Raw genomic sequence first — 25,459 nt, forward strand, 5'->3', positions numbered from 1 at the left:
GTATATGTGCAGAAGCGTATTAGGAAAACCAATTGTACAATTTGCCTGTACCCAAAACTGGAGAACTAGATTTAACGCTTTCAAAAAAATTCGACTTGCTGTCGTAATTAGCTCTCAATCCGATACTCTGCAGAATAAGGGTCAAGAAGTACATCGTCCGTTTTAAAAAGGGTACAATTGATTAAAGAAATAACCCGAAACATACCTACTTTAGTGTAGGATGACTCGAGTTATGGCAAATCTAATTGGCTTCGAATAGGCAAGACCCACTTTGGCAGTTTAGGATCTTGGTATTTCAACTTACCGTTATCTGCTTCAAGAACGATCTCCCCATTCAGAGCGCTATTGTCGACGACGAGTAAGTAATTCACCAAATCCAAATGATTAAGCAGATTTTGAATTGAAGAATGATGACGATGCAATATGTCCTTGGAAGGGATGTGATGACCTCCGTTTCGAACACGAATGGCAACACGCTCAATATTTAAATTCGGATCTCCGAGACCGACATAAAACATGGTAATTTCAAAGTTATTCGCTCTTGCTTCCTGCATGAGCCGTATCACATATCCACCAGACAAAGTCGTTTCAATCGAAAAATCCCGATGATTTCTTATACATTCTCGAGCTAAGCGGATCGCTTCCTTCCCAGCAGAAACCCGAGATGTTTCAGGCTGTAATGGATTGATACGCCGCGCCAAAGCATCCGGATCAATATTCACACTAATCCCTATTCGATCAATGATTAAATTACGAATCGTGCTTTTTCCGCTGCCATTGTTTCCAGCAAAAACAAACATCGTTGGCTCAGACATATTCTTGATTCTCTGCTGGTAGAACTTCCTTTACCCCATCCGCATACTCCTTCACTAATTTGCCCTCTATATCTTTGTAAACAACATAAGTTCCATTCGCTTTGGCGTCAAGCTTTGCCCGTTCTCCAGTTAATTTAATTAGCTTCTTTAAATCGCCATTTCTTTCCATACCTGACACCTCCATTTCTTTTCAGAATACCATGAAAAATGGATATTTGCATTCGATTGATACCAACATCGGGTCGTTAATCCTATAACACAACTTCATTCCGCAGTTAACGCACCTACCACTTTGGCAATGCTCTTTAGAATGATAGTTTGCTAGTCCATCCATTGGCGTGGGCTCTTATAAATCAATAGGAATTTGTTTCCTTTATATAACCGAATTAATCCTGCTGCTGGCTGAACAGTAAGACAAGTACCTGCTACGATCAAAACATCTGCTTGTTTCATAAAGTTTTTGCTTTAAGCTGCCCTCTCTGCTCAAGCTTCACTAAAGCTTCGTGAGCCAGATTAGGCTTCGTATCTGGATAAATCATTTTGGATTCATAAAAGTTATACAACGCCCCCGTCCGTTTCATGAAAAAATCACGGCTTAGCATCTCTTCAGGAGTATAGCTCTCGTCCGTTCCAGCGTTATATAATCCATCAGCGGATTGAAAGTCAGGAATCCCGCTCTCTGTTGAAGTACCAGCCCCTCCGAAGAAACCGATGTTGCTGCTCTCGTCCACCATTTGCTTTAATTCATTAAAGTTCATACCTAACCCCTCTTTCCTATGATACTGCAACAAAGAGAATCGCAAATTGGGATGAGTTACAAGGATGGCGGCATCAAAATCGGCCAAATCCTTAAGAGCAATTCCAGTTGCACCGCAATGCTAAAGACCCCTCATGAAGTTCAAAATTTCTCATTCAATTCATATTCTAATTAAAATCAAGATGGATATCAGATATCAATTCAAAAGTTTGCATTGAATTCCCCTAAATCGCAGCTCTTATTAAATCATACCACAAGCCCAATAAGAGTAATCAAATTTTCAATTCACAATAATCTATGTTTATCGTAATAAGTATCCTCCAAAATGTTTATGGGCATAATTGTAATATGTTTTTTCGTCCTAGAGGGAGATGTCTTAATGGCAAGTTTAGAAAAACGCGGGGCAAACTCATGGAGATTAACGGTAACCGCAGGAAAAAATGCCTTAGGCAAATATATTCGCCATGGCAAGACTGTTCGCTGCCGGACAAAAAAAGAAGCTGCAATCGAACTCGCCAAATTCCAAATCGAGGTTGAGGCCGGTGCTTACATTGCACCTGAAAAATTAGAACTCCATGCTTTTATTAATGAATGGCGGGAGAAGTATGCAGTTAAAGAACTCGAAACGAAAACACTATCCATATACCTCAGAATATTGGATAAGCGCATTCTTCCTGTGATCGGGCATTTGCGATTAGATCAAATCAAACCGTTACACATAGCTTCACTACTTAGTGACCTTGGCAAAGAAGGAAGCAGACAGGACGGAAAAAAAGGAATTCTTGCTTCGGGAACCGTTCAAGTTGTCTATCGGGTAATGAAAAATATCTTTAAAAGGGCGGTCGAATGGAGGGTAATTAAATCTAATCCTGTGGCTGATGTAAAAGCACCTAAAGTTGTACATAAAGAAAGTGAAGTTTACGATGAGGATGAAATTCAACTACTATTTCAGGCTATGCAACACGAGCCATACCATTGGCGTATGATGATCACACTTGCGCTGACCACAGGTCTTCGCCGCGGCGAATTGGTTGGCCTCGAGTGGAAGCATGTTGATTTAGTACAAGGAACCATTCATGTGAAGCAAAGTATTTCAGATTTCATTGATGGTAAACCTAACATTAAAGAACCTAAGACCAAAAAGTCCACACGTAAAATTAATTTATCCGATGCTGTATGGGAAGAGCTAAAGGATTATTACGAGTTCTGCAAACAAGAGTGGGACAAATTAGAGGAGACCCGAGACAACAATCATTTATTTGTGTTCTTCAACCAGTACGGAAAAGCATTTTACCCGGAAAGTCCATATCTGTGGTTTCGGAGTTTCTTAAAGAAGCACCAATTAAGATACATCAAGTTTCATGATCTACGTCATACGTCGGCTACTTTGTTAATTAACAAAGGCGTTCATGCCAAAATTATTTCAGAGCGACTCGGACATGCCAACATCACCACGACCATGAACATATACGGCCATGTCTTAGCGAAAGCTGATAAAGAAGCTGCCAATAAGTTTGACCAGATTATTAACTTTAAAAACCGAAAAGAAGCATAAGAACCCGAACGACTTTAAAGTCGCTCGGGTTTTGTTTTATAATCTTAACATTAGGCACTATAACAGTTTGATGAAAACAGGCCTATTTTAGGCTAATTTATGATGTTTTGCGGTCTTTTCCGTACGTTTCTGATGAGTTTTAACACCAATTTAACACCAACTTCTAAATTCAGCATCTGTATTACCATTTTATAAAGCTGTTATACTAACCATAAATCCTTATATATCAAGGGTTTATTAAAACTGTATCATTTCTCACAAGCACTGTTACGACTTCCACATGCACCGTATGCGGAAACATATCCACCGGCTGCACCTCCACCGTCCGATACCCGCCATCCTCAAGCACCCTTAAATCCCTCGCCAGCGTCGATGGATTACAGGATACGTACACCACGCGCTTCGGCTGCATCTCCAGAATCGTCGATAGCAGAGCCGCATCGCAGCCCTTGCGCGGCGGGTCGACCACGATGACGTCGGGGCTGATGCCCTGACGACGCCACTCGGGAATGACGACCTCGGCTGGGCCGGCTTCGAACTGAACGTTGCTAATGCCGTTCAGCAGCGCATTGCGCCGCGCATCGTCGATAGCTTCCTCGACGATTTCGACGCCGTATACCTGGCGCGCACGCTGCGCCAGGAAGAGCGAGATCGTGCCGATGCCGCAGTAGGCATCGATCACCGTCTCTTCGCCGCTCAAGCCGGCGAATTCGAGTGCCTTGCCGTACAGAACCTCCGTCTGTACGGGATTCACTTGAAAAAACGATCGCGCGGATATCGCGAATCGGATATCTCCGATTGTATCGTAGATTACATCGTCGCCCCACAGTACTTTTGTCTGCTCACCGAAGATAACGTTCGTTTGTTCTCTGTTCACGTTCTGGCAAATACTCTTGATGCTGGGAATCGCCGCACGAAGCAGGCCCACGAGTTCATCCTTGTGCGGGATGTCATGACCATTGGTAATCAGGACAACCATAATATCTCCGGTATTAAAGCCATAGCGGGCTACGACATGACGCAGCAGACCCTTATGGGTTTCTTCGTTATACGGACGGATACCCAGCTCGCGGGCGATCCGCTTAACCTCGGACACGACGCGGTCGTTATTCTCCTGTTGGATCAGGCATGCCTCCATATCGATGATACGATGAGTACCTTGTGCATAAAAGCCGCCAACTAATCCGCCTTCCATAACCGCAGGCACAGCTTCGCCACTGCCGCTCAAGTCCAAAGCGGGCTGAGCGCCAGCTAGTCCGATAGGTACCTGTGCTTTATTGCGATACCTCCACGGATCGTTCATACCCATCGCTGCATGAACGACGATGCCTCCGTCATCGTCAGCCTCGTTCTCTCCGATCCCAGCCACCTTGAGCTTCCCGATCCGCTCCAGATTGTCGACGACAAGCTGACGCTTGAAGCGCAGCTGTGCCTCGTAGCTTAAGTGCTGCAGCTGACAGCCGCCGCACTGCACATAGATGGGACAGGGAGCCTTGATGCGATCTGGGCTGGACTTCACAATTCGCAGCAGCTTCGCGTAGCCGTACTGCTTTTTCAGTTTCATCACCTTAACAAGCGCTCGCTCGCCCGGAAGCGCACCTTTAATAAACAGGGTGAAGCCATTCACGCGGCCTACCCCTTCCCCTTCATGTCCGATGCCGACGATCTCTGCCTCATACTCTTCGTTCCTGGCAACCGGCAAATCCGCTGTATCCACACTTGGCGCAGTTCTGTTGTTTAATCCCCGATTCGAATTCGGGCGAGCACCTGGGCTACCCACTTTACTCGCATCCTTGCCGGATCGATCTTTTTTATAGCCACTTTTGCCATTCTTTCTGTTCATATCCGTTCACTCCATGTTTGTATTTCCTGATTTGCACGGCAAGAGCCTGTCCATTGTAAGTAAACCAGTGAAGCATGCTCACCCTTACTTATCTATTGAACAGACTCTTTGTGCGACTTAAATCATTGCCCATATACGTAATTCCCGCTCGAATTACTTGTATACCGATAATCCACTCTGATCCACGAAGATTTGTACATGGGAGGGCAGGTTTGTAAACGTGCATGGCAGCGTTCCGCCGAATTCACCATCCAAATTAATTTGTACGTAATCCGGTGAGCTGACCTGGATCGAACGTGTTTGCAGGTAAATAATATTAGGATCTCCCAGATGTTCACCACGCAGCGCTAATGACACGACGCGGATAAACTCGGCGAGATTACACTTTTTGAGAATCAGCACATCGAACAATCCGTCATTCAGGGAAGCGTCCGGCGCCAGTCGCTCGAAGCCACCGACAGAGTTGCTATTGGAGATAAGGAACAGCATGACCTCTTCATGAAAATCATTATCATCTGTACGGATGTAGAGCTCAATCGGGCTTAAGCGAGGCAGCTTTTCCAGACCCTTCATATAATAAGCCATTTGGCCGATCATCGTTTTCAGCTTGCTGGGCACTTCATAAGTCAGCTCTGTCAAGGAGCCGCCACCCGCGATATTAATAAAATACCGTTGATCCATTTTGCCAACATCGATGTATTGTGCATGCTGCTGCAGGATCACGTCAACCGCACCTTCCCAGCTGCGCGGAATATTGAGCGCCCGGGCGAAATCATTGGTCGTTCCCAGCGGGAGAATACCGATGGGAGGCCGGTATGCCTTCTCGGCTACGCCGTTGATGACCTCGTACAAGGTACCATCCCCACCCGCCGCGATAATAATATCGAAGCCGCGTTCGACTGCATCAGCCGCAGCCAGTGTAGCGTCGCCCTCGCCGATCGTCGCATGAGTGGAGGTTTCGATCCCGCCGCGTTCGAGCTGCTGCAAAATTTCCGGCAGACGTTTTCTCATTTCCTCTCTGCCAGAGGTTGGATTATATATTAATCTTGCACGTTTGGCCATTCCTTAATCACCCGTTCACATATATTGCAATCCTTACGTTTCCAAAAAGGAGCCGTTTGCTGCTCAATCCACCTTGGCAACAGCGGATGAGGAAGCAACGACCTCCCATTATATTGATAAGTATATCCTTGCAGCCGCTCAGGAATGACCTCGTTTGTAAAATATCCCTCACTGAGAAAAAGTGGTACCACCAGCACCGTATGGTCTGGTTTCAGCTTGCGCCAACGATCCATTTTGGCTGGAATCTGGTTGGGCAGCAGCATCGCTACATCCACCTCATCAAAGCCTCCACATTCTTTTAACCTTGAAGCCAGCTTCTCTAAACCTCTGCGCCACAGAAGATGAAAATTCCGTTCTATACTGCCATGACCGACCAGCAGCACAATCTCCTGCGAAGGAGCTGCTGACAGCGGCTTCATTTTTTCATACAATATTTGAGCAATAACAGGATCATCATCAATCGGTCCTGTAAAATGAATGACGGCCCGAATAGCAAAGGGTGTCATATCCGTCGGAAGAATCGGTTCAGGCTTAACGCCAAGCGCATAGCTGATTTCGTCGATATGTGTGCTTCCTGAGGAAATAAATAACGGCACCACGATAATATCTGTTACACCCAACGACTCCAGATGCGTAATTCCATCCTGAATGAGCCTACCCTCGACAATTTCTAGAAAGCTGGAAAACACCGGTATCCCCGTCGGTACCTGCACCGCATTGACGGCCTCGTCAACCAGTCGAACCCAATGCTCACTGCGCGAGCCATGGCTAATAACCAATACACCATACGTGACCAAAGGCCTACCCCTCTCTCGTAACAAAAAAGAAGCGCTTCGGTGCCCCTCCGTTAATTTTGCCGCTGTTTCTTCTATTATAGCACAAATCTACCCATCCCAAATAGGTAAACATGCCAATAGTCGCATCCGGTGGTAAGTTGCTGAATCATGAGAAGCTTCGTGTGCAACAAAAAAAGGAGTCTGCCTCAGCAGCCCCCTATCCTGTGGCAAAGCGACTTAAGCCAGCCTTCAACATCCAATCGCTCAAAAGTCAGACTATGCGTTCCCTGAACTCTGATTGAGTAATCCAGCCTGTTCACAGCAACTGTTCTGATCCTAAGCTTGGTTTGCAGCCAAGTGAGCAAGTCTAGCAAGTCTGTCTGATTCAGCGTCCTATACGCTCCAAAGCGAGCTTATAACCGTCATTGCCATAATTCAGGCAACGCTTAACCCGGGAAATTGTCGCCGTACTGGCACCCGTCTCGGCTTCGATCTGGTTATATGTGTTGCCCTTACGCAGCATTCTGGCGACCTCAAGCCGCTGGGACAAGGATTGAATTTCATTGACTGTACACAAGTCATCAAAAAAAACGTAACACTCTTCCACATCTTTTAATGTCAAAATCGATTCAAACAGTTGATCGATCGCTTTGTCGTTTAGCTTTTTCAATTGCATGTTCATTCAACCCCTTGATGGTCTTCTAAAATCCTATAATGGATGTATTCGACATGCGCTGTAAAATTCCTTCCTTTAGGTTAGCAATACGTTACTCTTTTTATGCGTTAATGGGCTAAAATCAGGAAAAAAACCAAAAAACCGTGACAGGAGTCCAATCCATCCATTCGCCTACCACATAAACTACATAAGGGCAATCGTCTATAACCAAACCAAAAAAGGAATGTGAATCCGGTGAGCATACAAAGACCACCTATAGGAAATCGAGGCGTGAATACCCGCAGCTTCACACAGCAACCTCCATCCTATTCTTTGGGGACACAGCTTCCCAATCCGTATCCGGGGATCGGCACCAACTCCTACACACCACAGCCCCAGTATACGCCTCAGGTAGTGCAAGCAGCACCAACTCCGCCAGCAAGTGGTGGGGGCGGAGCACTTAGTAAGCTGACTTCTTTCTTCGGCGGAGGCGGTTCAACCGGTTCAGGAGCAGCTGCAGGGGCCGGCAGCGCAATCAATATTGCTCAAATGAAGCAAATATTTGATCGTCTTGGTGGAATCGATGGCATTATGGACACCATGGGCAAGGTGCAAAAGATGGTCCAGAGCGTACAGCAGATGGCACCGCTCGTTAAGGTACTGATGGGCTCTTTCGGTAAAAAGAAAAAGGATGGCGATAGCGATGCCCCGCTTCGCCGCCGACGTCGTAAACGCACCAACGGCAAGAACACAAGTAAAAGCCGCGGCAAGCGTCGCAAAGCACGCTAACCAAGATCGCACTTTCATACCGTCGTTCTCCCCACCCTCTCTGCTGAAGGAACATCCGTAAAGCTGCATGACACAAAATCAGCTGCTCCCAGATAACCGGGTGCAGCTGATTTGTTGTGGAGCCACTAAAGCCTCGTAATATAAAACTAATCTTACTCTTTTGCCTTGATCGGCTCCAAAGGCTGGCTGTTGCCATACTTCGGATACTCACGAGTTGTCGGAGCAGCCCAGTAGACACCGTTACGGATAACACGGCGCACCTGCTCATTATAGTAAGTAGGGTAAGATTCATGGCCTGGGCGGAAGTAGAAAATCTTGCCTTGTCCGCGGTGGAAGGTGCATCCGCTGCGGAACACTTCTCCACCCTCAAACCAACTGACCAGGATCAGCTCGTCCGGAGCTGGAATATCAAAGTGCTCGCCGTACATTTCCTCCTGCTCAAGCTCAATATATTCACCGATACCTTCGACGATCGGATGACCCGGGGATACGACCCACAGACGTTCCTTCTCGCCCGCTTCTCTCCATTTCAGATCGCAGGAGGTACCCATCAATTTTTTGAAAATTTTGGAGAAGTGACCTGAATGCAGAACGATCAGGCCCATTCCATGCAGCACGCGATTATGTACACGCTGTACAATCTCATCCTGTACATCGCCATGCGCCTTGTGTCCCCACCAGATCAGCACATCCGTATTGTTCAAACGCTCCTCGGTCAAGCCATGCTCTGGCTCATCGAGTGTCGCATAAGACACATCCAGCTCCGTTCCCAAACCCTCACCGATTACTTGATGTATGCCATTCGGGTAGACAGCACGTATTGCTTCATTTTCCTGTTCATGACGAAATTCATTCCATACGGTAACACGCAGCTTTTGACTCATTGGGATTGTAGCCTCCATATCGATTGGTTTGTAATATAACCTGTATTATATAGGAATATACCCATAAAATGATATGCTCAAAACTGTGTGTTCTTTATTCAAAAACGCCATCGCCCCATCAAATCATGCTATACTAATCTATACATACAAACAAATCGACTATCCAATACTGGTATCGTTGATCGGTTAAATTTTGGAGGTAGCATCCATATGTTCATGGCTCCGGAGCAAGAAACAGAAGTTCACAATGAGCTGGTCGATTATCAAAATCCGTTACTTCGTTTGAAAATATGGCGAATTACAGATGACGATGCGGTCATGATAAGTGAAGATACGAGCAAATCCCCCGCGATCGTTCCTCCATCCAAATATCGTTGGCATTATCATAAGGAAGTTGAATTCCTCGCCATCATTGATGGCTCGCTCAGCGTGCAGACGAAGCACGATATTCGAGTGCTGCAGAGTGGGGATGTCCATGTGCTGGGCAGCTCACAGCTTCATCGCACCAAGAAGGAAAGTGCGGAGCCGTTTAATTATTTGGTGTGCCAGTTTGATCTGGCTCAGCATTTTGACGAAAGTATAATGCCGTATTTGCATTATTTCAGTGAAATCCGCCGCCCGCTTGGGCTTCTTAACTATGTGTTCTGTGAGCATGCTGATATACAAAAACAGGCACATGATATTATTATGGACATTTTTACAGAATCACAAACCAAACAAAAAGGCTGTGAGCTTGCCATTACGGCTTCCATTCGGCGCTTACTCCTGCTTCTTCTCCGAAATGATACACGTGGTATGCTGCATGGCTCGGAACGGGATGAGCTGACACGCCTGCAGCCAGCGCTGGATTATGTGGAGCAGCATATGGCCGAGAAAATCTCGATCGAGCAGGCATGCGCAGTACTCAACCTGAGCTATCATTATTTTATTAAATATTTTAAAAAGGTGATGGGGCTGTCCTTCGTCGATTATGTGAATTTCAAGCGCATCAAAAAAGCCGAGCGTCTGCTGCTCACCCAGGATGTCAGTATAGTAGAAGTAGGCGAGGCTGTCGGGATTCCGAATATGGCGCAATTTTATAAGCTGTTTAAACGCCATAATCACTGCTCCCCGAAGGAATTCAAGCTGCGCATGAAACTTGAATCCTGAATTTCATCGATATGTACCCAGCTACACCTCTAAAGAGACATCATTTTTCGAACAGTATAGAATATGAGGAACAACGTGCGGAGCCTTTCATGACTACAAATCATCTTTAAACCAGCTTTCATGTTTGGCCCACCCCCTCTAGTGGTAAGAACCCTAGTACAACTTAATATGGGGGAACAACAGATGACTACTCAAATCAAACTAAAAATCGCAGTGCTGTCCCTTCTTTTTCTCATCGTGTTCACCGGTCTCGGAACGGCTACTGTTGCTTGGTGCTGGAATTCTTATATGAATGTATATCGAGCTATCGATATCTCAGCACTCAGTAAGGAGCCTCCGCGTTCTACGGTTTTTTATGACGGCAACGGGGACGTTATCACCGAACTAACGAATTCGCGGATGGAATATATGCCTCTCGACCAATTTCCCAAGACGGTACAGGAAGCGGTTATTGCCGTTGAAGATGCCCGGTTCCGCGAGCATCAAGGCATCGATTTTAATGGAATCGCACGAGCCTTATACCATAACTGGAAGTCCGGGGAGACGGTTCAAGGTGGCAGCACCATCACTCAACAGCTTGCCAAGACTTTGCTATTCTCGCCCGAGCAAACGTATTCCCGTAAAATCAATGAAGCTGTCGCCTCCATCAAAATCGAAAAAGAGTATTCCAAAGATCAAATACTGGAGCTGTATTTGAATTATATTTATTTTGGTGAAGGTTCTTGGGGGTTACAGCGGGCTGCAGAATCGTATTTTGGCAAACAAGCTATGGAATTAACTTTATCGGAAAGTGCTTTACTTGCTGCCATTCCAAAGTCGCCCACCAACTATTCGCCTGTGAAAAAGCCTGAGCAGGCCAAGGAACGGCGGAATCTTGTATTAAGTTTGATGGCAGAGCAGGGGCGTATTACTGAGGCTGAACGGGATAACGCCCGTAATGAAGAAATCAAGCTTGCCATTCGGACGGAGCCCAAGGTTGCCAAACATCCGTCCTATGTCGATCATGTGATTAACGAAGCCATCGACAAGTACGGCTTGACAGAACAGCAGATTTTATCCTCCGGCTACCATATTTACACGACCATGGCTCCCGCAGTTCAGAATGCGGCGGAAGAGGTATACAAAGATGCCTCCTTCTTCCCCGAGGATGCTGGTGGATTGCAGAGTGGAATCGTACTGATGCAGCCGCAAACCGGTGCTGTGCTTGGCATTGTAGGCTCCCGCAATCCGAAGCAGGAGTTCCGTGAATTCAATTATGCCACACAAAATGAACGGCAGCCGGGTTCAGCCATCAAGCCAATTCTAGTATATGCGCCTGCACTAAGCGAGGGCTACGGTCCGAAGGATAAGATCTTTGACGCGGAAACCGATTTTGGCGGCTCCTATACACCGATGAATTACATGCGACAGCTGCATGGCTGGGTCACGCTGGAGGATGCCCTGATTCAATCCTACAATATTCCGGCTGTAGCCTTGCTGAAGGAAATCGGTATCGATAATGGCTTGGCTTTCGCCAGCAAAGCCGGACTCCGACTTCAGCCAGAGGATCGAACCTTAGGGATAGCCCTGGGCGGCATGAGCAAAGGGACCTCTCCGCTTGCAATGGCACAAGCCTACACCATGTTCGCCAATCAAGGGAATATGGCCAAGGCTTATGCCATTACGAAGATCGTTGATCGCAAGGGGCAACTGGTCGGCTCAGAGACGGTTCCGGTATTAGAGCCGCTGCTGGACCCCAGTACAGCCTTCACGATGACCAGGATGCTTGAAGAGGTCGTTAATGACGGTACTGGACAAAGTGCTCAAATGGATCGACCCGTAGCCGGCAAAACCGGTACGACTCAGCTTCCGGACATTCCAGAATTCAAGGATGAGAACGGCAATCAAATCGACGGCTCCAAGGATGCTTGGTTTGTCGGTTATACCCCTGAGCTTGTTGCCGCCGTATGGCTGGGTTATGAGAAAACGAACAAAGATCATTATCTATCAACAACAGGTGGTCGGTACCCTGCCGCATTATTTAAAGAAGTTGTCAGCCGCGCTCTGCAGGATATTCCTGTATCCGACTTTGAACAACCCGAGAGTTATGCCTACGTGCGTGGAGGCAGTAAAAGAATTAATGGCGAACAGGAAGTCATCCTGCTTGCCGCTGCAGCAGCTGAGAAAGCAGCCCGAGATAAGGAACAGGCCTTGAAGCAAGCCCTAATCGCCAAAGCAGAGGCTGACAAAGCGGCTGCGCTCGCCGTGAAGTCGCCATCAAACAAAGACAAACCCGCGGACACGAAAAAGGACAACAACGGCAAGCCGACAACTGCTCCCTCCAATGCTGACAAGAATAAGACGCCAACAACAGCAAGTACAACCAAGAAAGATACCGATAATAAGAATAATACCAAGAACGATAAAGCGGTTCCCGCTAAGGATCAGAAGACTGCGGCGGCGTCCAAAGATTCAAGTGACAAGAATAAAGCTAAGGATACTAAAGATAAGGATAAAGCTCCTACCGTCAAGAGCAGCAACAATACGACCGAATCCAAGAAAACTACCAAATAAATATGTAAATCGTATTTAGAACAATAAAAAGGAGCATGCAGCTACTCGCCGCTTGCTCCTTTTTATTGTTCTATGCCTGCTTACTATTTCAATCCCTTATCGACTTCATCGATCATCGCAGCAGTGGAGATCAGGCCGCCACCGGACAAGTACCAGTAGTTAGGATCCAGATAAATAATGTTACCATTCTTGAATGCATTTGTTTTCTTAACCAATTCATTTTCGATCACTTGTTTAGCTGTTGTTTTGCTTTCACCTACAGCGGTTTCGCGGTCAACAACGAACAGGTAATCAGGGTTTTTCTCAACAATATATTCAAAAGAGATGGATTGACCATGTGTCGATACTTCAATGTTTTTCTCAGCAGGAACCACATTCAGTACATCATGGATAATACCGAAGCGGGAGCCCGGTCCATATGCGGTTACTTTGCCTCCGCTAACTAATGTGATCAGAGCTTTTTTGTTGTCGCCTGCGGCTTTGGCATTAACTTTTTTGATGGATTCATTGATTTTGGCTAATTCTGCATCAACCGCTGCTTCTTTACCAAACAACTTACCGATAATTTTAGAATTTTCCGTGAAAGAATCCATATAACGTTTCGCATCCACGCCTACGAATACAGTCGGTGCGATTTTGCTCAGTTCTGCATAAGAAGCATTCTGTCTGCCCGAAATCAGAATCAGGTCAGGACTCATTGCATTGATTTTTTCAAAATCCGGCTCTTGCAGGGTTCCGATGTTTTTGTATTTGGCATCCTTGTATTTAGCCAAGTAAGGCGGCAAACTGGATTGCGCCACCCCTGTGACTTCAATACCCAATTTATCTAAAGTGTCGAGCATCCCGTAGTCAAACACGACGACTTTTTTCGGATTTGTTTTGACCTTGGTTTCTCCTAGTTGATGCTTGATCGTAAGCTCAGTTGGAGCAGCAGGTGCAGCTGCTGGAGCTGGTGTGGACGCAGCAGGTGCAGGCGTCGTTGCAGCCGGAGCTTTGGCAGTTTCATTGGAAGCGGTCGAACCGCACGCAGCAGCAACAAGGACAATTATTAACATACAAACAAACATGGATAATTTTCTTTTCACTCTGTTCACCTCTATAATTTTTTTATTTGTACTCATGTACAGGCGTTAGTTCATGGAGCCAACGCACGTTTATGAGAAATAAACACATATTTTATTGCCGTTAATCGTTTCAATCTGAATGTCCATATCGTAAACTTCCTTTAATACCTCGGAGTCGATGATCTCGTCAGTCGTGCCCTCTCTGACGACCCTTCCATCCTTGAGCGCTACGATATAGTCGGAATAACAGGAAGCAAAATTGATGTCATGGAGCACAAGCACAATCGTTTTGCCCAACTCGCTGACCATCCTTTGCAGCACCTTCATAATTTGCACGGAATGCTTCATATCTAGGTTATTCAGCGGTTCATCCAGCAATATGTATTCCGTATTTTGCGCGACTACCATAGCAATGTAAGCCCTTTGCCGCTGGCCGCCGCTTAATTGATCCAAATATTTGTCCTGGATATCCACCAGATCCATATAGACAATCGCTTCATCTACGTACTTCCAATCCTCGGGACTTAGTCTGCCTTGAGAGTAGGGAAAGCGTCCAAAGCTTACCAATTCCTTGATCGTCAGACGAATATTGATATGGTTGGACTGCTTAAGAATCGATATTTTGCGGGCCAAATCATTGCTCTTCCACTTGCCAATCTCGGTATCCTCGATGAGCACCTCTCCGCTATCCTTCGTGATCAGTCGGCTTACGATGGAAAGAAGTGTGCTTTTGCCTGCTCCGTTCGGACCGATGAATGAGGTGATTTTACCTTTGGTGATTCTAACTGATACATCATCGACGACATTTTTGTTACCGTATCGTTTGGATACCCGTCTTACTTCTACCACGATTTATTCTCCTTTAACAGCAAATAAATAAAGTAAATACCACCGATCAGATTAATCACTACGCTGACGGTCGTTGTGAACGTAAATACCCGCTCGACGATTAATTGCCCGCCAACCAAAGCCACGATACTGATCAGAATCGATCCGGGAATTAATATGCTGTGCCGGTACGTCCTGAACATCTGATGGGCCACATTCGCCACAAGCAATCCAAGGAAGGTGATCGGGCCGACAAGGGCAGTTGATATGGAAATGAGAATAGCGACGAGAATCAGCAATCTTTTGACCACATGATCGTAATTGATGCCGAGATTAATCGCATGCTCCTTTCCCAGTGAGAGCACATCCAGATATTTGGCAAATTTCCAGAAATACACCGCGACTCCAAGCACAACAATAAAGGAAACCGTAAGCAGATCGGAGCCGATCCGGTTAAAGCTGGCAAACATTTTATCCTGCACATGCAAAAATTCATTCGGGTCAATCATCACCTGCATAAAAGAGGAAACACTTTGGAACAAAGTGCCCATTATAATGCCGATCAGCAGCAGAAAATAGATGTTTTGCCCATCTCTCTTGAAAATGATCTTATACAGCACCCCTGAGAACACGACCATCAAGCCCACAGAAGCTGCAAAATGCATATGCTTGCTCATCAGCGACAACGCCGCCGAACCAAAGAAATAGACGATAAACGTTTGAAAAAGCATATAGAGCGAATCAAGTCCGAGTATACTTGGCGTCAAAATCCGGTTATTCGTAATCGTCTGGAACACCATGGTAGAAAACGCAATGGCAGCAGCAGTCAGTACGATGGCAAGAATTTTGATTCCTCGTCTGGGCAGCACATAACCCCAGTTGGTACCGGATTGAATAAATATAAACGTAATAATGAGTGACAGTGCGACTGCGGCCAAAACCGTAATTTTGACTTTATTATGCATAAGCCTTTCTCCTCAACAGTAGGAACAGAAAAATCCCACTCCCTATGACACCGACCGTAAGGCCTATCGAAATCTCATACGGATAAATAATGACCCGACCGAGAATGTCACAAAACAACACGAAGGCAGCGCCCAATAAGGCGGTATGGCTCAAGCTTTTTTTGAGATGATCACCTTGATACAGCGTGACGATATTCGGAATAATCAGCCCAAGAAACGGAATCATACCGACGGTCAGAATCACGACTGAGGTGACCAAGGCTACGATGACCAGCCCAATGTTGACGACCTGCTTGTAGTTGAGTCCCAGATTAATCGAGAACTCTTCACCCATACCAGCGACGGTAAACTTGTTGGCATACAAATAGGCAATGATCACGACCGGAATACTGATGTACAGCATTTCGTAGCGGCCTTTCATGATCATTGAGAAATCCCCGTGCAGCCAAGCCGAAATGCTTTGAATAAGATCATGCTTGTAAGCAAAAAACGTTGTCGTTGAACCAACAATCTGCCCGAACATCAGCCCCACCAGAGGGATGAAAATAACGTCCTTGTACTTGACCTTATCAAGGATTTTCATAAAAATGAATGTACCGAGCAGGGCAAATGCAAAGGAAACGAGCATTTTTTGCATCGGACTGGCGGATGTAAACATCATTAAGGAAACCAAAATCCCAAAGCGCGCCGAATCCTCAGTCCCTGCCGTTGTTGGCGAGACAAATTTGTTACGGGTCAGCTGCTGCATAATAAGACCAATCACACTCATGCTGACCCCAGCAATAATGAGACTGATCAAACGTGGAAAGCGGCTTATCAGCAGGATTTCCCACTGATCCTCCGTCAGACTCAGCAGATGCAGGGGACTGATGTCCTTCACACCTATGAACACCGAACAAAATGATAAAATCACGATCGCTATGACCAAATATCTCTGTTTCATAAGGCTTGATCGATGACCGTAATGCGTTCAGCAGCCGGAATTCTCGGTTGTGCGTTCGGAATTTGCTCCGGATAACCTACATGTAAACTGCCTATCGCTCTTTCACCCGGCTCGATGCCCAAGGCTTCACGGAATGCATGGTCCGACAGCAGCGGGTAGCTCTCCCATACCAGGCCAATACCCTGCTCCCAAGCTAACAAGCTAAAGTTATGAATGAGGCAGCTCGTAGAGGCATAATCCTCCTCACGAACGCTAATAGACGGATTTTCTTTCATAACAACGACAACGAACGTCGGTACCGCCATAAATTTATCGTAAAATTTTTGTCCGAGCTCCTTGGCTTTCTCAGGGTCTCTCTCTCTTTTTCCCACGTTGTTACGGCTGATTTCCGCGATCCGCTTGCGCCCTTCCCCACGGACAATCACAAACCGCCAAGGCTGTGTCATCTTGTGATTAGGCACCCATACTGCGGTATCAAGCAGCTCGGTTACAAGCTCAACGGGAACCTCACGGCTTTGAAACCGGTGGACGGACCGTCTTTCTTTTAAAAGCTCTGCTAAGTTCATATTTCTTCCCCCAGAATATGGTCAAAATCAGTTGAACTGCTAATAAGGTGAAATCATGATAGTAATAATCATTCTCACTTCGATATCATAAAACAGCCACCCTCTGCTGAGAATGGACTTTTCTGCAGGGGGCTTGGATATTCCTATTTGTACACATGCAGACATCGCCATTTACTGTGTATTTAGTCCATTCTGACAAGCAATTGTTTTACCATCTGCTCCACCAGACTCTCATTGACTATCGGATTGTAGAGCGGTGAATCATATTCGCGAAGAAACAGGCACCGTTTTTTGAGGCGACTCGGCTTCAAGACGCACCACTGATTTTCAAGCTCCACGCAAAAGGCTTCTGTTGTCGAAGAATGCATCAGAAACAATACATTTTCGCAATCAAGCTCAGCAATTTCTTCAAGCTTATCGACCTTCATCAGGCTGATCTGCTTAGCTGGAGACGGCGGAGTGACCTGTAAATCCTCATAAAAAATTTCTCTCAGCTTTCTGGACTTCATTCCAAACAAATAAAATCCGCCCTCAACCGCATGGACAACAAGAAACGGTTCATTACCAAGCACATTTTTCACATGACGTCGGGCATTTTCCACCTTCATATCGTAATAGGATAGCCACCATTCTGCGATCGATGTCAGTCCTAACAGCTCACTAATGTCCAGCAGCCTCTCTTTCCATGAATATTCTTTCCAATGAAGCACAACAACCGGGGCGATTTCTGAAAGCTTCTCGTAATACTCGTTCGTGGTCGGCCCGCTTATAATCAATTCCGGCTGGGCAATGGCAAGCTGCTCCAGGACAAGCTCCGGATTATTTTCCCGCCAGCTCCGCTCGAACGATATATACGAGGTCATACCCAGAACAGCAAGATCACCTGCAAAAACACCGTTGAGATTAGCAACTTTTTTCTTCGCACGCGCGGTATATTCGGTAGGCGTCATCCCCATGTGCTTCTTAAACAAGCGGCTAAAATAGTATTCATCGAGGTAACCGACAGCGTGGGCAGCCTCTACAATGGATGTTGTTCCTCCAGCCAGCAGGTGAAGCGAAGCGTCCATACGGATTTTGGTCATATATTTGTGCGGACTGAGCCCAGTCTGCTCTTTGAAAGCCATATAGAAACGACTGGGACTCGAACCCGAGGATTTGGCAAGCTCTTCAATATCCAACGGATGATTGTATTGTTCCAGCATAAGTTGACGTGCCTGTTCGACAAAAATGATCAGGTCGGTTTGCGTTTCCTTCGGCTTTTGCACCGATTCCAGATAACAGGCAGCTATCGCGTATAAATGGGATTGGAGCTGGTAATACAGCGCGGTTTCCACGTACTCATTTTCACTCATAAAATCATGAATCCAGCTGCGAACCTGCGGTGTGCGGAATGGATGGAAGTCTTCTGAGAGCAGCGCGTCCATGGTGTGGTAATCCGCTTTTCCTTTGGCTTGCAGCTGAGGTGTATCTTGGCTAAACCGGATGACGATGATCGTCACCATCTGACTTGCGGTCTGTTCCAGCTTGCACTGACAATGGGCAGGAATCAGAAAAATTTCGCCACTGAGCGCATTACCGATCGCGGGCTTACGGGAGGTTCTCAGCGTCACCTTCACTTTGTGCTGCATCACAAAAGCAAAAGCATACTCAGCTGCTGTATGTATGTGAAGTGGTTGGCCTTTAACGATTTTGAGTTCTTCAGTGCTTCTATATGTTAAGTTCATAGGACCGTTCAGATCAGGCTGTCGCATTGTAGTAGACATCTCCTTTTTTACACTGACCAGATCGTGTGATGGGATAGAGCGAAAATTGAGCTGTGCAAGTATGGAAAAGAAACTTGTATGATTATGGAACCCTTATACCTGTACTGAAAGCTTAACAATGATAATGATAATCATTTCCTAGTTTAACGATTTTCCTTGCAGGTTACAAGCCGCTGGAAATCATTAGCTTATACTTAACGGATGAAAGGCAGATCACACGAAAACCCCGCTTCTTCCATGATGGAAGGAGCGGGGTGAACCCCATCGCGCAGACGGAGTTTGCTTTATTCTACTTTATCGGAGCTGCCTTATAATCAACGCTCGACAGCTTTTCGGGTAGTGAAGCTGCATGTGCACAAACACTGATGCTGATTGCCACCTTCTTTGTTCTCTTTCGCCCCATTGCACGCTCGACCTCCCTTGCTACCACAGGCTGATTCCATAACGATGAAAAACATCGTTACAAGGAATACAACCCCGTTGGGATGCTTCTTACGATGTTATTCATCATTACAGCGCGCTTACCGCAAATTTGGGCTCCATATCGTCCTGTTACGATGTTATTCATCGTATTGCAAGCCTATTGGGCTGTTCTGAGGTTTTTAACGATGTTTTGCATCGTTACAGGAATTGCAAAGTTCCTATGATTTTAGAAAATCCGCGTTTTCCAGCCAAGCAGCTTGGCCAACGCTTCGACGTAATAGTAGTCTCCATAGATGAGGGAGACGTCAACGTTGGAGTTGGCCGGCTTGTGGCCGGTGCCGGCCAGCAGAATCGCCTCGTGCTCGGGACGATCCCACGTGGCGTAGTTTTGCGTCAGCGAGAGCAGGATGCGCTCAGCGGCCTTGCGGTACGGGTTCCCCTGTACCGGAGGCAGCGCAGCGGCCAGCTCAAGCAGGCCCGAGGCGGCGCAGGAGGCCGCCGAGGTGTCACGCGGCTCAGCGTCAAGCGACTCTGCCGCGCGGAAGTCCCAATGCGCGACGTGGTCGTCCGGCAGCATGGAAAGGAAGTAATGCGCGACGCGCTGTGCCGCGTGCAAATACTTCGTATCGCCCGTATAGCGATACGTGTTAGCCATGCCGTGCAGCGCCCATGCGGCGCCACGGCTCCAGGCCGAGTCGGGACCGGCGCCTTGGCCGCCGAGCGACTCGATGACTTCCCCTGTCAGCGGATCGAAGCTGACAATGTGGTTCACTGAACCGTCGGGACGAATGAAATGATTCGCGACGGTGTCGGCATGTGCCTTGGCAATATGCGTAAACCGTGGGTCTGCAATCTCTTCGGCTGCCCAAAACAAAATCGACAGATTCATCGAGGAGTCGACAATCGACCAGCCGGTTTTATCCTGATTCCATGCCCGCAGGAAATTGCCTGCAATATTAAAACGGCCTGCCAGGAAATTCGCAGCCGCCAATCCCCTGCGTTTACCCTCTTCATCTCCGGTCAGCTTGTACTTGATGACGGCAGTCGGCAAATATTGAAAGCCCACATCATGATGAAAGTTACTCACTTGAATCGACTTCTGCTCAAACTTCTCATCCCAGCCCCAAGCCGCTTGCTTGTAATGCTCCTTGCCTGTCATTTCATACATAATCCACAGAATTCCCGGCCAGAAGCCGGAAGTCCACCAATCGTGACGCATATCGTCATAAATACCTGAATCCCGGGTCGCCACATGCGGCGACTTGCTGCCAATCTGTTCAATCATACGGTCTACCTTATGCTGCAGTGCTTCCCATAATTGCGGCAATGCTTCCTGCAAAGTATCAGCTTGCAAAAAAGTTCTTGATTCCGGTGAATTCATCCTGTTCATCCTCCTGAAATTGGAATGGAATTGTCTGTTCGATGAAGCAGCCGTTAAGGCACGGCAGATTTATTAAATAGTGATAAATACGGTAGATAGTCCGTCACTTGCCACACTCACGACTGATGCAGACTTGCGAACCGAAGCACCCGTTATTGGCGTCTGACTATCATGGATTATACCATCGTTGACTGCGCCAGTAGTCAGACCTGCTGTCACAGGCGCTGCTGTTCCGGCTCCCCCGGATGCAGGACCGCTTGCCGATACGAATCCGCTAATTTGCACATTAGCAGCAGCCCCGCCAACCGGATCGATCAAGATTCGAGCGCGACCGTTGGCAAGCTGGATCAGGCTGGAGCCTCGAACCGTGCCCTGATGGTCGACCAGCTTTCCATCACCGGTCAGCCCGAAGCGGATAAAGTTGGTCGCATCCAGACATAGAACGCCTTGAGCATCATACGCCAGTACCTCAGCAAGCACGAGTCCATCCTTTTGAACCTGTGCGCTTAATTTCAGTTCAGTCGGAGCTCCCCAGCTCTGCGTCTGGTATTCGAATGACAGCTCATCCGTCACGGTCACGTCGTTCTTCGTCCCTACTACCTTCACCTGGTTGATCCCCGGCTGCAGCACCGTATCCCAGCGAAGTCCGGCAGCAGGAAAATTACGTGAATCGCGCTGTTTAACTCCAAGGCTGATTCCGTTCAGGAACAGCTCGGCTTCCGAGCAGTTGGAGTAGACCTTGATTCGCTTGATTTCATCCTGACTGCCCCAGCGAACAGGCATCGTATGACCTTCGATCCGCACCATCGGCTGATCCGTCCAATACGATTGGTAGACGTAATAGGCATCTTTTTTCGTGAAATCCCGCTCGACGATACCCTTCATATTCAAATACGGAATCGGTGAATCCGGACGTACCGGAGTCGCAAAATCCTTGAAGGACCACTGTGCAGTACCCGTCAGCCAGTCCATATGCTCCTGCGATTTTAGATACCAATCGATCATCTCGCAGAAATATGTTTCCGACCAATCACCGTCACGAGATACACGGGGCTCTCCACCTGTCAGCAAATAGTCACCGTCGCGCTCATCGGTATTGCCGCCACCCTGTCCGATAAACTCAAAGCCTGTGAAGGTTTTCTCCACATGGCGTGTCGCCAGATTGTCCGCGCCCCATTCCATATGGAAAAACGCATCGACATTTTCAAAGGCTTGTCTGCTGCTTTCTTCATAATCTGTATAAATGCCACGGTACCATCCAGCCCAGATTGAAGGGGAATACACATCAATAATATCTTTGCAAAACTCACAGCGGCGAATTGCTGTCAGGCGGCTTGGATCAAGCTTATGCGACAGATCGTGGAGCTCCTGCATAAACCTGCGAATTTCCTCCTGATCAAAATAATCAAAATCGCACTCCCAGTCGTTCTCATTGCCAAGCCCCCATAGAATAACGGAAGGATGATTGTAATGCTGCTCAATCATTGCGCTCAGCATGTCTCTACACTGTTGACGGTATTGCTCACCACCCAGACCACCCCGGCACCAAGGAATTTCCTCCCATACCAGAATCCCCAGCTCATCACACAAATCAAGCACAATACGGGATTGCTGGTAATGCCCAAGCCGGATAAAGTTAGCTCCCATATCCTTGATCAGTTGCATTTCCGTACGGATCATGTCCTCTGTCATTGCAGGTCCAATCCCTGCATGATCCTCGTGACGATGTGTACCGCGCAGCAGCAAACGCTCGCCATTCAGCTTGAACGGGCCCTGCTTTACAAATTCGAACTTGCGAACGCCAAAGCGTTCCGTAATGCTGGTTTGACTGATTGAATTTGTCTGCTGGGTTTGACCATTCTTTAGCTCAACGGTACAGCTGTACAAATGAGGCTCAGCAGGCGTCCAGAGAGAAGGTGCGGCAATCTCATACGAAGCAAGCTGCTTCATCCCCTCCCATGTCTGGGTTTGAACCGTAAACTCATCAATTTCCCGCCCATCGGGTCCATGCAAACGAATGACCAGCTCCAGCTCTTCATCCCGTTGAAGCGGGTTATATAAGGAAGCTCGAACAGCAATTTGACAGCTTTCCAAATCTGCTGACAGCGATGTCTCGATATGCAGGCGCTCCAAAGAAATCGCCGGAACATAGACTACATTCAGATAGCGGTAAATACCTCCATACAGGTTAAAATCGCTCGCATCTGAAGGTATCGTTTCCAGGTCGCGGCTGTTATCACAAGCAACTGCTATCGGCGTTACCCCATGATAACGCTCCAGCTTAAGTGCTTCCTCGGCAGCCTCTGTAATGTCGACAGTGAATTCATCATAGCCACCCAGATGAGAGCCAACCTTTTTCGTATAGACATACACATCAGAGCGCTGGCCTGCTCCTTCAAAATGCAGCAACGTCCGTCCCTGCGGATAGGGATTGTTCAGCTTCAGAAGTGTCCTGTACCAGCCTTGTCCCTGATAGTATTTGCCGTCTGGATCCAATACGTCCAAACCGTTATAGGTATGCGGCAGCTCAACTTCATGCCAAGGCACATTATAGTGATTTTGCAGCTTGTCCTGTCTCCATACTTCCCAGGGACCACCCAGACTTCCACGGTGATGCTGCCAATTGTCGATCAATCGATGCTTAATCAAGCCATTCACTCCCATTTGTTTATTTATGCTCAGGTACGTTCTGCTTCTACTTATAACCTTAACAAAAAATAGCACCGGATTGTTTGGCATCCTTATGATAAAATGTTGTTATATTACGATTAAATAGCAACCAAAGTCCGGTGAAGAACGAGCACAGCAGCCAAATGATCCTGGAGAAGCGTAAGCGTTCGCCTTTGAAATCGTGAAAAAACTGCTTCAGCTCATCCAATTTCACGATTTCAACAGCTGAGAGTTTGCTAAAGCAAACTGACTTCGTAAGCACTACCCCGGAAGGATATTTGGCGGCGCAGCGAGACTTATTCACGGGACTTCTACTAGAAAGCTTACAGGAGGCTGCCCCTTGAAAATAATGAACTATATGAATCTGAACCAGTATCCGGTCCAGTTATCTTTTGCCAAAGACCGAACTTACGAATTTGTAGATATTTATCACGCCCATCAGGGCATGGAGCTTTTGTATGTTCACGAGGGACACGGGCGCGTCATTGTCAATCAACAAATTATTGAGCTGGCTCCGGGCAGTCTCATGTGCTTCAGACCTTTTCAGCTGCATCGTATCCAAATGGATATTCAACCGGAAACGCCTTATATACGCTCACTATTTGTATTCGAGCCCTCTGTACTGGATTCCTACTTAAGCCCGTTTGCGAGCCTTCAATTGTATTTTCAACGTTTATGGAAGGACCCGCTGGAGCCGCAAATTTTTAGCAAGCTTCCTCAGCAAACGATTCTGCCGCTGCTGAATCAGTATCGAGATCGTATTGCACATACCGTACAAGGTGAGCTGCGGTTGGAGGAACAAATGTTTTTTTTGGTGGCCCTGCTGCATTATTTGAAGGGACAGGCAGTGACTGATCGACATACCGAGCCTGTAGCCAGACCTAAGTCAACGGCATCCGAGCAGATTATGGAATGGGTTGAGGAGCATTATATGGAGGAATTTCAACTAAAGGTATTAGCCAAAGCGGTTCACTTATCGCCTAATCACGCATCTACCGTGTTCAGACAGACGATCGGCACGACCATCACCGAATATTTAACCGCACGCCGGATTCGTCAAGCCTGCTGGCTGCTGCAAACGAGCGACTTGAGTGTACAGGAAATCGGACAGATGATTGGCCTCGGGAATTTCCCTTATTTTTGTCAGCTGTTTAAAAAGCACGTGGGCATGAGCCCCTATCGGTTCAAACGTTCTGCGGGCTCTTGATTGTTATTTCGTCAATATATAGAAAGGTGTTGACCTTGACGTTACGTTAACTTGTACGATCGAATTGTTCACATTCATTGGATCGATACAAGGAGGATACAGCAATGCCTGATCACACAACTATTTATCAACAGGAAGCCGATACTTACCACGAGCTCATCTCAAAGCAAGCTGATTTAATGGAAAGGATTGAAGCGCTGCGTCCCTGCTGCGGACTCGATATCGTAGACCTTGGTGCTGGAACTGGACGGTTAACGGTAGCGCTGGGGGAGAAAGCCAAATCGATTATTGCTCTTGACGCCTCGGAGGCTATGCTGCGCGTTGCCGCGGACAGACTGGAGCAAGCCGGATTAACCAACTGGCGCACACAGGCTGCTGACCATCGCAGACTTCCACTGGCTGATCAAAGTGCCGATTTAATCGTATCCGGCTGGAGTATTTGTTACTTGGGAAGTACGAACGTTGCCAACTGGCAGCAAAATATTCATCAGGTGATGAGCGAAATACGACGTGTGCTCCGACCTGATGGAACCGCCGTTATTTTCGAAACCTTAGGCACAGGCTCAGAGACGCCAATCGCCCCTGATTTCCTGCAGCCTTATTATGCCATGCTGGAAAAGGATTACGGGTTTGCTCACCAATGGATGAGAACCGATTACACATTTGATCATTGGCAGCAGGCAGAACGGCTAACGCGATTTTTCTTTGGTGATGCCTTGGCTGAACAGGTGATCAAGCACAAGCTAACCCGCCTGCCTGAATGTGCAGGGATCTGGTCGCTCCAGCTCTAAATAGGAGTGTTCCCGCGCAG

At 47.2% G+C, this 25,459-nt stretch carries 22 protein-coding genes; 6 read left to right on the forward strand and 16 right to left on the reverse strand.

Annotation, left to right across the window (positions count from 1 at the left end; translation table 11 throughout):
• Positions 1-230: 230 nt before the first annotated feature.
• The 3 genes from OB236_RS32190 to OB236_RS32200 all read right to left on the reverse strand — a co-directional run bounded on the left by OB236_RS32190 (position 231) and on the right by OB236_RS32200 (position 1,573).
• Complete coding sequence (locus OB236_RS32190; protein ID WP_262687673.1) at positions 231-815, reverse strand: zeta toxin family protein; 585 nt, start codon at positions 813-815, stop codon at positions 231-233.
• Entirely contained in the window at positions 808-984 is a 177-nt protein-coding gene (locus tag OB236_RS32195; protein ID WP_262687674.1) for a hypothetical protein, read from the reverse strand. Before OB236_RS32195 ends, OB236_RS32190 begins: the two co-directional genes overlap by 8 nt.
• A gap of 280 nt (positions 985-1,264) precedes the next feature.
• On the reverse strand, positions 1,265-1,573 hold the full coding sequence (locus tag OB236_RS32200) for a Sir2 family NAD-dependent protein deacetylase (RefSeq protein ID WP_262687675.1): 309 nt from the start codon (positions 1,571-1,573) through the stop codon (positions 1,265-1,267).
• 378 nt (positions 1,574-1,951) lie between these two features.
• On the opposite strand from OB236_RS32200, the gene OB236_RS32205 reads away from it, so the two are divergent.
• Positions 1,952-3,127, forward strand: coding sequence for a site-specific integrase (locus tag OB236_RS32205; protein WP_262687676.1), 1,176 nt, complete (start codon positions 1,952-1,954; stop codon positions 3,125-3,127).
• A gap of 226 nt (positions 3,128-3,353) precedes the next feature.
• On the opposite strand, the gene rlmD is transcribed toward OB236_RS32205, so the two are convergent.
• From rlmD to OB236_RS32225, 4 genes are all read right to left on the reverse strand, one after another.
• Positions 3,354-4,970 (reverse strand): 23S rRNA (uracil(1939)-C(5))-methyltransferase RlmD, encoded by a 1,617-nt coding sequence (gene rlmD / locus OB236_RS32210; RefSeq protein WP_262687677.1) that lies wholly within the window; start codon positions 4,968-4,970, stop codon positions 3,354-3,356.
• A gap of 153 nt (positions 4,971-5,123) precedes the next feature.
• The gene (locus OB236_RS32215) at positions 5,124-6,032 is read right to left on the reverse strand and encodes a diacylglycerol kinase (protein ID WP_262687678.1); all 909 of its coding nucleotides are present in this window, start codon (positions 6,030-6,032) and stop codon (positions 5,124-5,126) included.
• Entirely contained in the window at positions 6,011-6,829 is an 819-nt protein-coding gene (locus OB236_RS32220; protein ID WP_262687679.1) for a sirohydrochlorin chelatase, read from the reverse strand. Before OB236_RS32220 ends, OB236_RS32215 begins: the two co-directional genes overlap by 22 nt.
• 364 nt (positions 6,830-7,193) lie before the next feature.
• Positions 7,194-7,484 (reverse strand): YerC/YecD family TrpR-related protein, encoded by a 291-nt coding sequence (locus tag OB236_RS32225; RefSeq protein WP_076235767.1) that lies wholly within the window; start codon positions 7,482-7,484, stop codon positions 7,194-7,196.
• 234 nt (positions 7,485-7,718) lie between these two features.
• Between OB236_RS32225 and OB236_RS32230 the strand changes: the two genes are divergently transcribed.
• On the forward strand, positions 7,719-8,252 hold the full coding sequence (locus OB236_RS32230; protein WP_262687680.1) for a hypothetical protein: 534 nt from the start codon (positions 7,719-7,721) through the stop codon (positions 8,250-8,252).
• A gap of 152 nt (positions 8,253-8,404) precedes the next feature.
• On the opposite strand, the gene OB236_RS32235 is transcribed toward OB236_RS32230, so the two are convergent.
• Positions 8,405-9,136: a ThuA domain-containing protein gene (locus OB236_RS32235; RefSeq protein WP_262687681.1), complete on the reverse strand. Its 732-nt coding sequence runs from the start codon at positions 9,134-9,136 to the stop codon at positions 8,405-8,407.
• 210 nt (positions 9,137-9,346) lie between these two features.
• On the opposite strand from OB236_RS32235, the gene OB236_RS32240 reads away from it, so the two are divergent.
• Positions 9,347-10,285, forward strand: a complete 939-nt coding sequence (locus OB236_RS32240) for a helix-turn-helix domain-containing protein (RefSeq protein ID WP_262687682.1) — start codon at positions 9,347-9,349, stop codon at positions 10,283-10,285.
• Between the two features lie 183 nt (positions 10,286-10,468).
• Positions 10,469-12,838: a transglycosylase domain-containing protein gene (locus OB236_RS32245; RefSeq protein WP_262687683.1), complete on the forward strand. Its 2,370-nt coding sequence runs from the start codon at positions 10,469-10,471 to the stop codon at positions 12,836-12,838.
• An 83-nt stretch (positions 12,839-12,921) separates the two neighbouring features.
• Here OB236_RS32245 and OB236_RS32250 read toward each other — a convergent pair whose 3' ends face one another.
• The 8 genes from OB236_RS32250 to OB236_RS32285 form a co-directional block, all read right to left on the reverse strand.
• Positions 12,922-13,959, reverse strand: coding sequence for a siderophore ABC transporter substrate-binding protein (locus OB236_RS32250; protein ID WP_408638543.1), 1,038 nt, complete (start codon positions 13,957-13,959; stop codon positions 12,922-12,924).
• A 33-nt stretch (positions 13,960-13,992) separates the two neighbouring features.
• A complete protein-coding gene (locus OB236_RS32255) occupies positions 13,993-14,751 on the reverse strand; it encodes an iron ABC transporter ATP-binding protein (RefSeq protein ID WP_262687684.1) in 759 nt (252 codons plus the stop codon).
• A complete protein-coding gene (locus OB236_RS32260) occupies positions 14,745-15,695 on the reverse strand; it encodes an iron chelate uptake ABC transporter family permease subunit (protein WP_262687685.1) in 951 nt (316 codons plus the stop codon). Before OB236_RS32260 ends, OB236_RS32255 begins: the two co-directional genes overlap by 7 nt.
• Entirely contained in the window at positions 15,688-16,638 is a 951-nt protein-coding gene (locus tag OB236_RS32265) for an ABC transporter permease (protein ID WP_262687686.1), read from the reverse strand. The genes OB236_RS32260 and OB236_RS32265 overlap by 8 nt, the downstream gene beginning before the upstream one ends.
• Positions 16,635-17,204: a nitroreductase family protein gene (locus OB236_RS32270; RefSeq protein WP_076235759.1), complete on the reverse strand. Its 570-nt coding sequence runs from the start codon at positions 17,202-17,204 to the stop codon at positions 16,635-16,637. Before OB236_RS32270 ends, OB236_RS32265 begins: the two co-directional genes overlap by 4 nt.
• Before the next feature lie 182 nt (positions 17,205-17,386).
• Positions 17,387-18,955 (reverse strand): AraC family transcriptional regulator, encoded by a 1,569-nt coding sequence (locus OB236_RS32275; RefSeq protein ID WP_262687687.1) that lies wholly within the window; start codon positions 18,953-18,955, stop codon positions 17,387-17,389.
• A gap of 661 nt (positions 18,956-19,616) precedes the next feature.
• The gene (locus OB236_RS32280) at positions 19,617-20,771 is read right to left on the reverse strand and encodes a glycoside hydrolase family 88 protein (protein ID WP_262687688.1); all 1,155 of its coding nucleotides are present in this window, start codon (positions 20,769-20,771) and stop codon (positions 19,617-19,619) included.
• 72 nt (positions 20,772-20,843) lie between these two features.
• Positions 20,844-23,429 (reverse strand): glycoside hydrolase family 2 TIM barrel-domain containing protein, encoded by a 2,586-nt coding sequence (locus tag OB236_RS32285; RefSeq protein WP_408638547.1) that lies wholly within the window; start codon positions 23,427-23,429, stop codon positions 20,844-20,846.
• 361 nt (positions 23,430-23,790) lie between these two features.
• Here OB236_RS32285 and OB236_RS32290 point away from each other — a divergent pair, with 361 nt between their 5' ends.
• Positions 23,791-24,648, forward strand: a complete 858-nt coding sequence (locus OB236_RS32290; RefSeq protein ID WP_262687802.1) for an AraC family transcriptional regulator — start codon at positions 23,791-23,793, stop codon at positions 24,646-24,648.
• A gap of 104 nt (positions 24,649-24,752) precedes the next feature.
• Complete coding sequence (locus tag OB236_RS32295; protein ID WP_262687690.1) at positions 24,753-25,439, forward strand: class I SAM-dependent methyltransferase; 687 nt, start codon at positions 24,753-24,755, stop codon at positions 25,437-25,439.
• Positions 25,440-25,459 lie beyond the last annotated feature (20 nt).

It is taken from the genome of Paenibacillus baimaensis, assembly GCF_025567575.1.

What these genes read in the sequence shown, in the direction of transcription:
- OB236_RS32290 (WP_262687802.1), top strand. Translation starts at nt 23,791, where the DNA reads ATGAACTATATGAATCTGAACCAGTATCCGGTCCAGTTATCTTTTGCC.
- OB236_RS32280 (WP_262687688.1), bottom strand. Translation starts at nt 20,771, where the DNA reads ATGAATTCACCGGAATCAAGAACTTTTTTGCAAGCTGATACTTTGCAG.
- rlmD (WP_262687677.1), bottom strand. Translation starts at nt 4,970, where the DNA reads ATGAACAGAAAGAATGGCAAAAGTGGCTATAAAAAAGATCGATCCGGC.
- OB236_RS32295 (WP_262687690.1), top strand. Translation starts at nt 24,753, where the DNA reads ATGCCTGATCACACAACTATTTATCAACAGGAAGCCGATACTTACCAC.
- OB236_RS32200 (WP_262687675.1), bottom strand. Translation starts at nt 1,573, where the DNA reads ATGAACTTTAATGAATTAAAGCAAATGGTGGACGAGAGCAGCAACATC.
- OB236_RS32225 (WP_076235767.1), bottom strand. Translation starts at nt 7,484, where the DNA reads ATGCAATTGAAAAAGCTAAACGACAAAGCGATCGATCAACTGTTTGAA.
- OB236_RS32215 (WP_262687678.1), bottom strand. Translation starts at nt 6,032, where the DNA reads ATGGCCAAACGTGCAAGATTAATATATAATCCAACCTCTGGCAGAGAG.
- OB236_RS32235 (WP_262687681.1), bottom strand. Translation starts at nt 9,136, where the DNA reads ATGAGTCAAAAGCTGCGTGTTACCGTATGGAATGAATTTCGTCATGAA.
- OB236_RS32205 (WP_262687676.1), top strand. Translation starts at nt 1,952, where the DNA reads ATGGCAAGTTTAGAAAAACGCGGGGCAAACTCATGGAGATTAACGGTA.
- OB236_RS32270 (WP_076235759.1), bottom strand. Translation starts at nt 17,204, where the DNA reads ATGAACTTAGCAGAGCTTTTAAAAGAAAGACGGTCCGTCCACCGGTTT.
- OB236_RS32195 (WP_262687674.1), bottom strand. Translation starts at nt 984, where the DNA reads ATGGAAAGAAATGGCGATTTAAAGAAGCTAATTAAATTAACTGGAGAA.
- OB236_RS32190 (WP_262687673.1), bottom strand. Translation starts at nt 815, where the DNA reads ATGTCTGAGCCAACGATGTTTGTTTTTGCTGGAAACAATGGCAGCGGA.
- OB236_RS32240 (WP_262687682.1), top strand. Translation starts at nt 9,347, where the DNA reads ATGTTCATGGCTCCGGAGCAAGAAACAGAAGTTCACAATGAGCTGGTC.
- OB236_RS32250 (WP_408638543.1), bottom strand. Translation starts at nt 13,959, where the DNA reads ATGAGTACAAATAAAAAAATTATAGAGGTGAACAGAGTGAAAAGAAAA.
- OB236_RS32275 (WP_262687687.1), bottom strand. Translation starts at nt 18,955, where the DNA reads ATGCGACAGCCTGATCTGAACGGTCCTATGAACTTAACATATAGAAGC.
- OB236_RS32265 (WP_262687686.1), bottom strand. Translation starts at nt 16,638, where the DNA reads ATGAAACAGAGATATTTGGTCATAGCGATCGTGATTTTATCATTTTGT.
- OB236_RS32245 (WP_262687683.1), top strand. Translation starts at nt 10,469, where the DNA reads ATGACTACTCAAATCAAACTAAAAATCGCAGTGCTGTCCCTTCTTTTT.
- OB236_RS32260 (WP_262687685.1), bottom strand. Translation starts at nt 15,695, where the DNA reads ATGCATAATAAAGTCAAAATTACGGTTTTGGCCGCAGTCGCACTGTCA.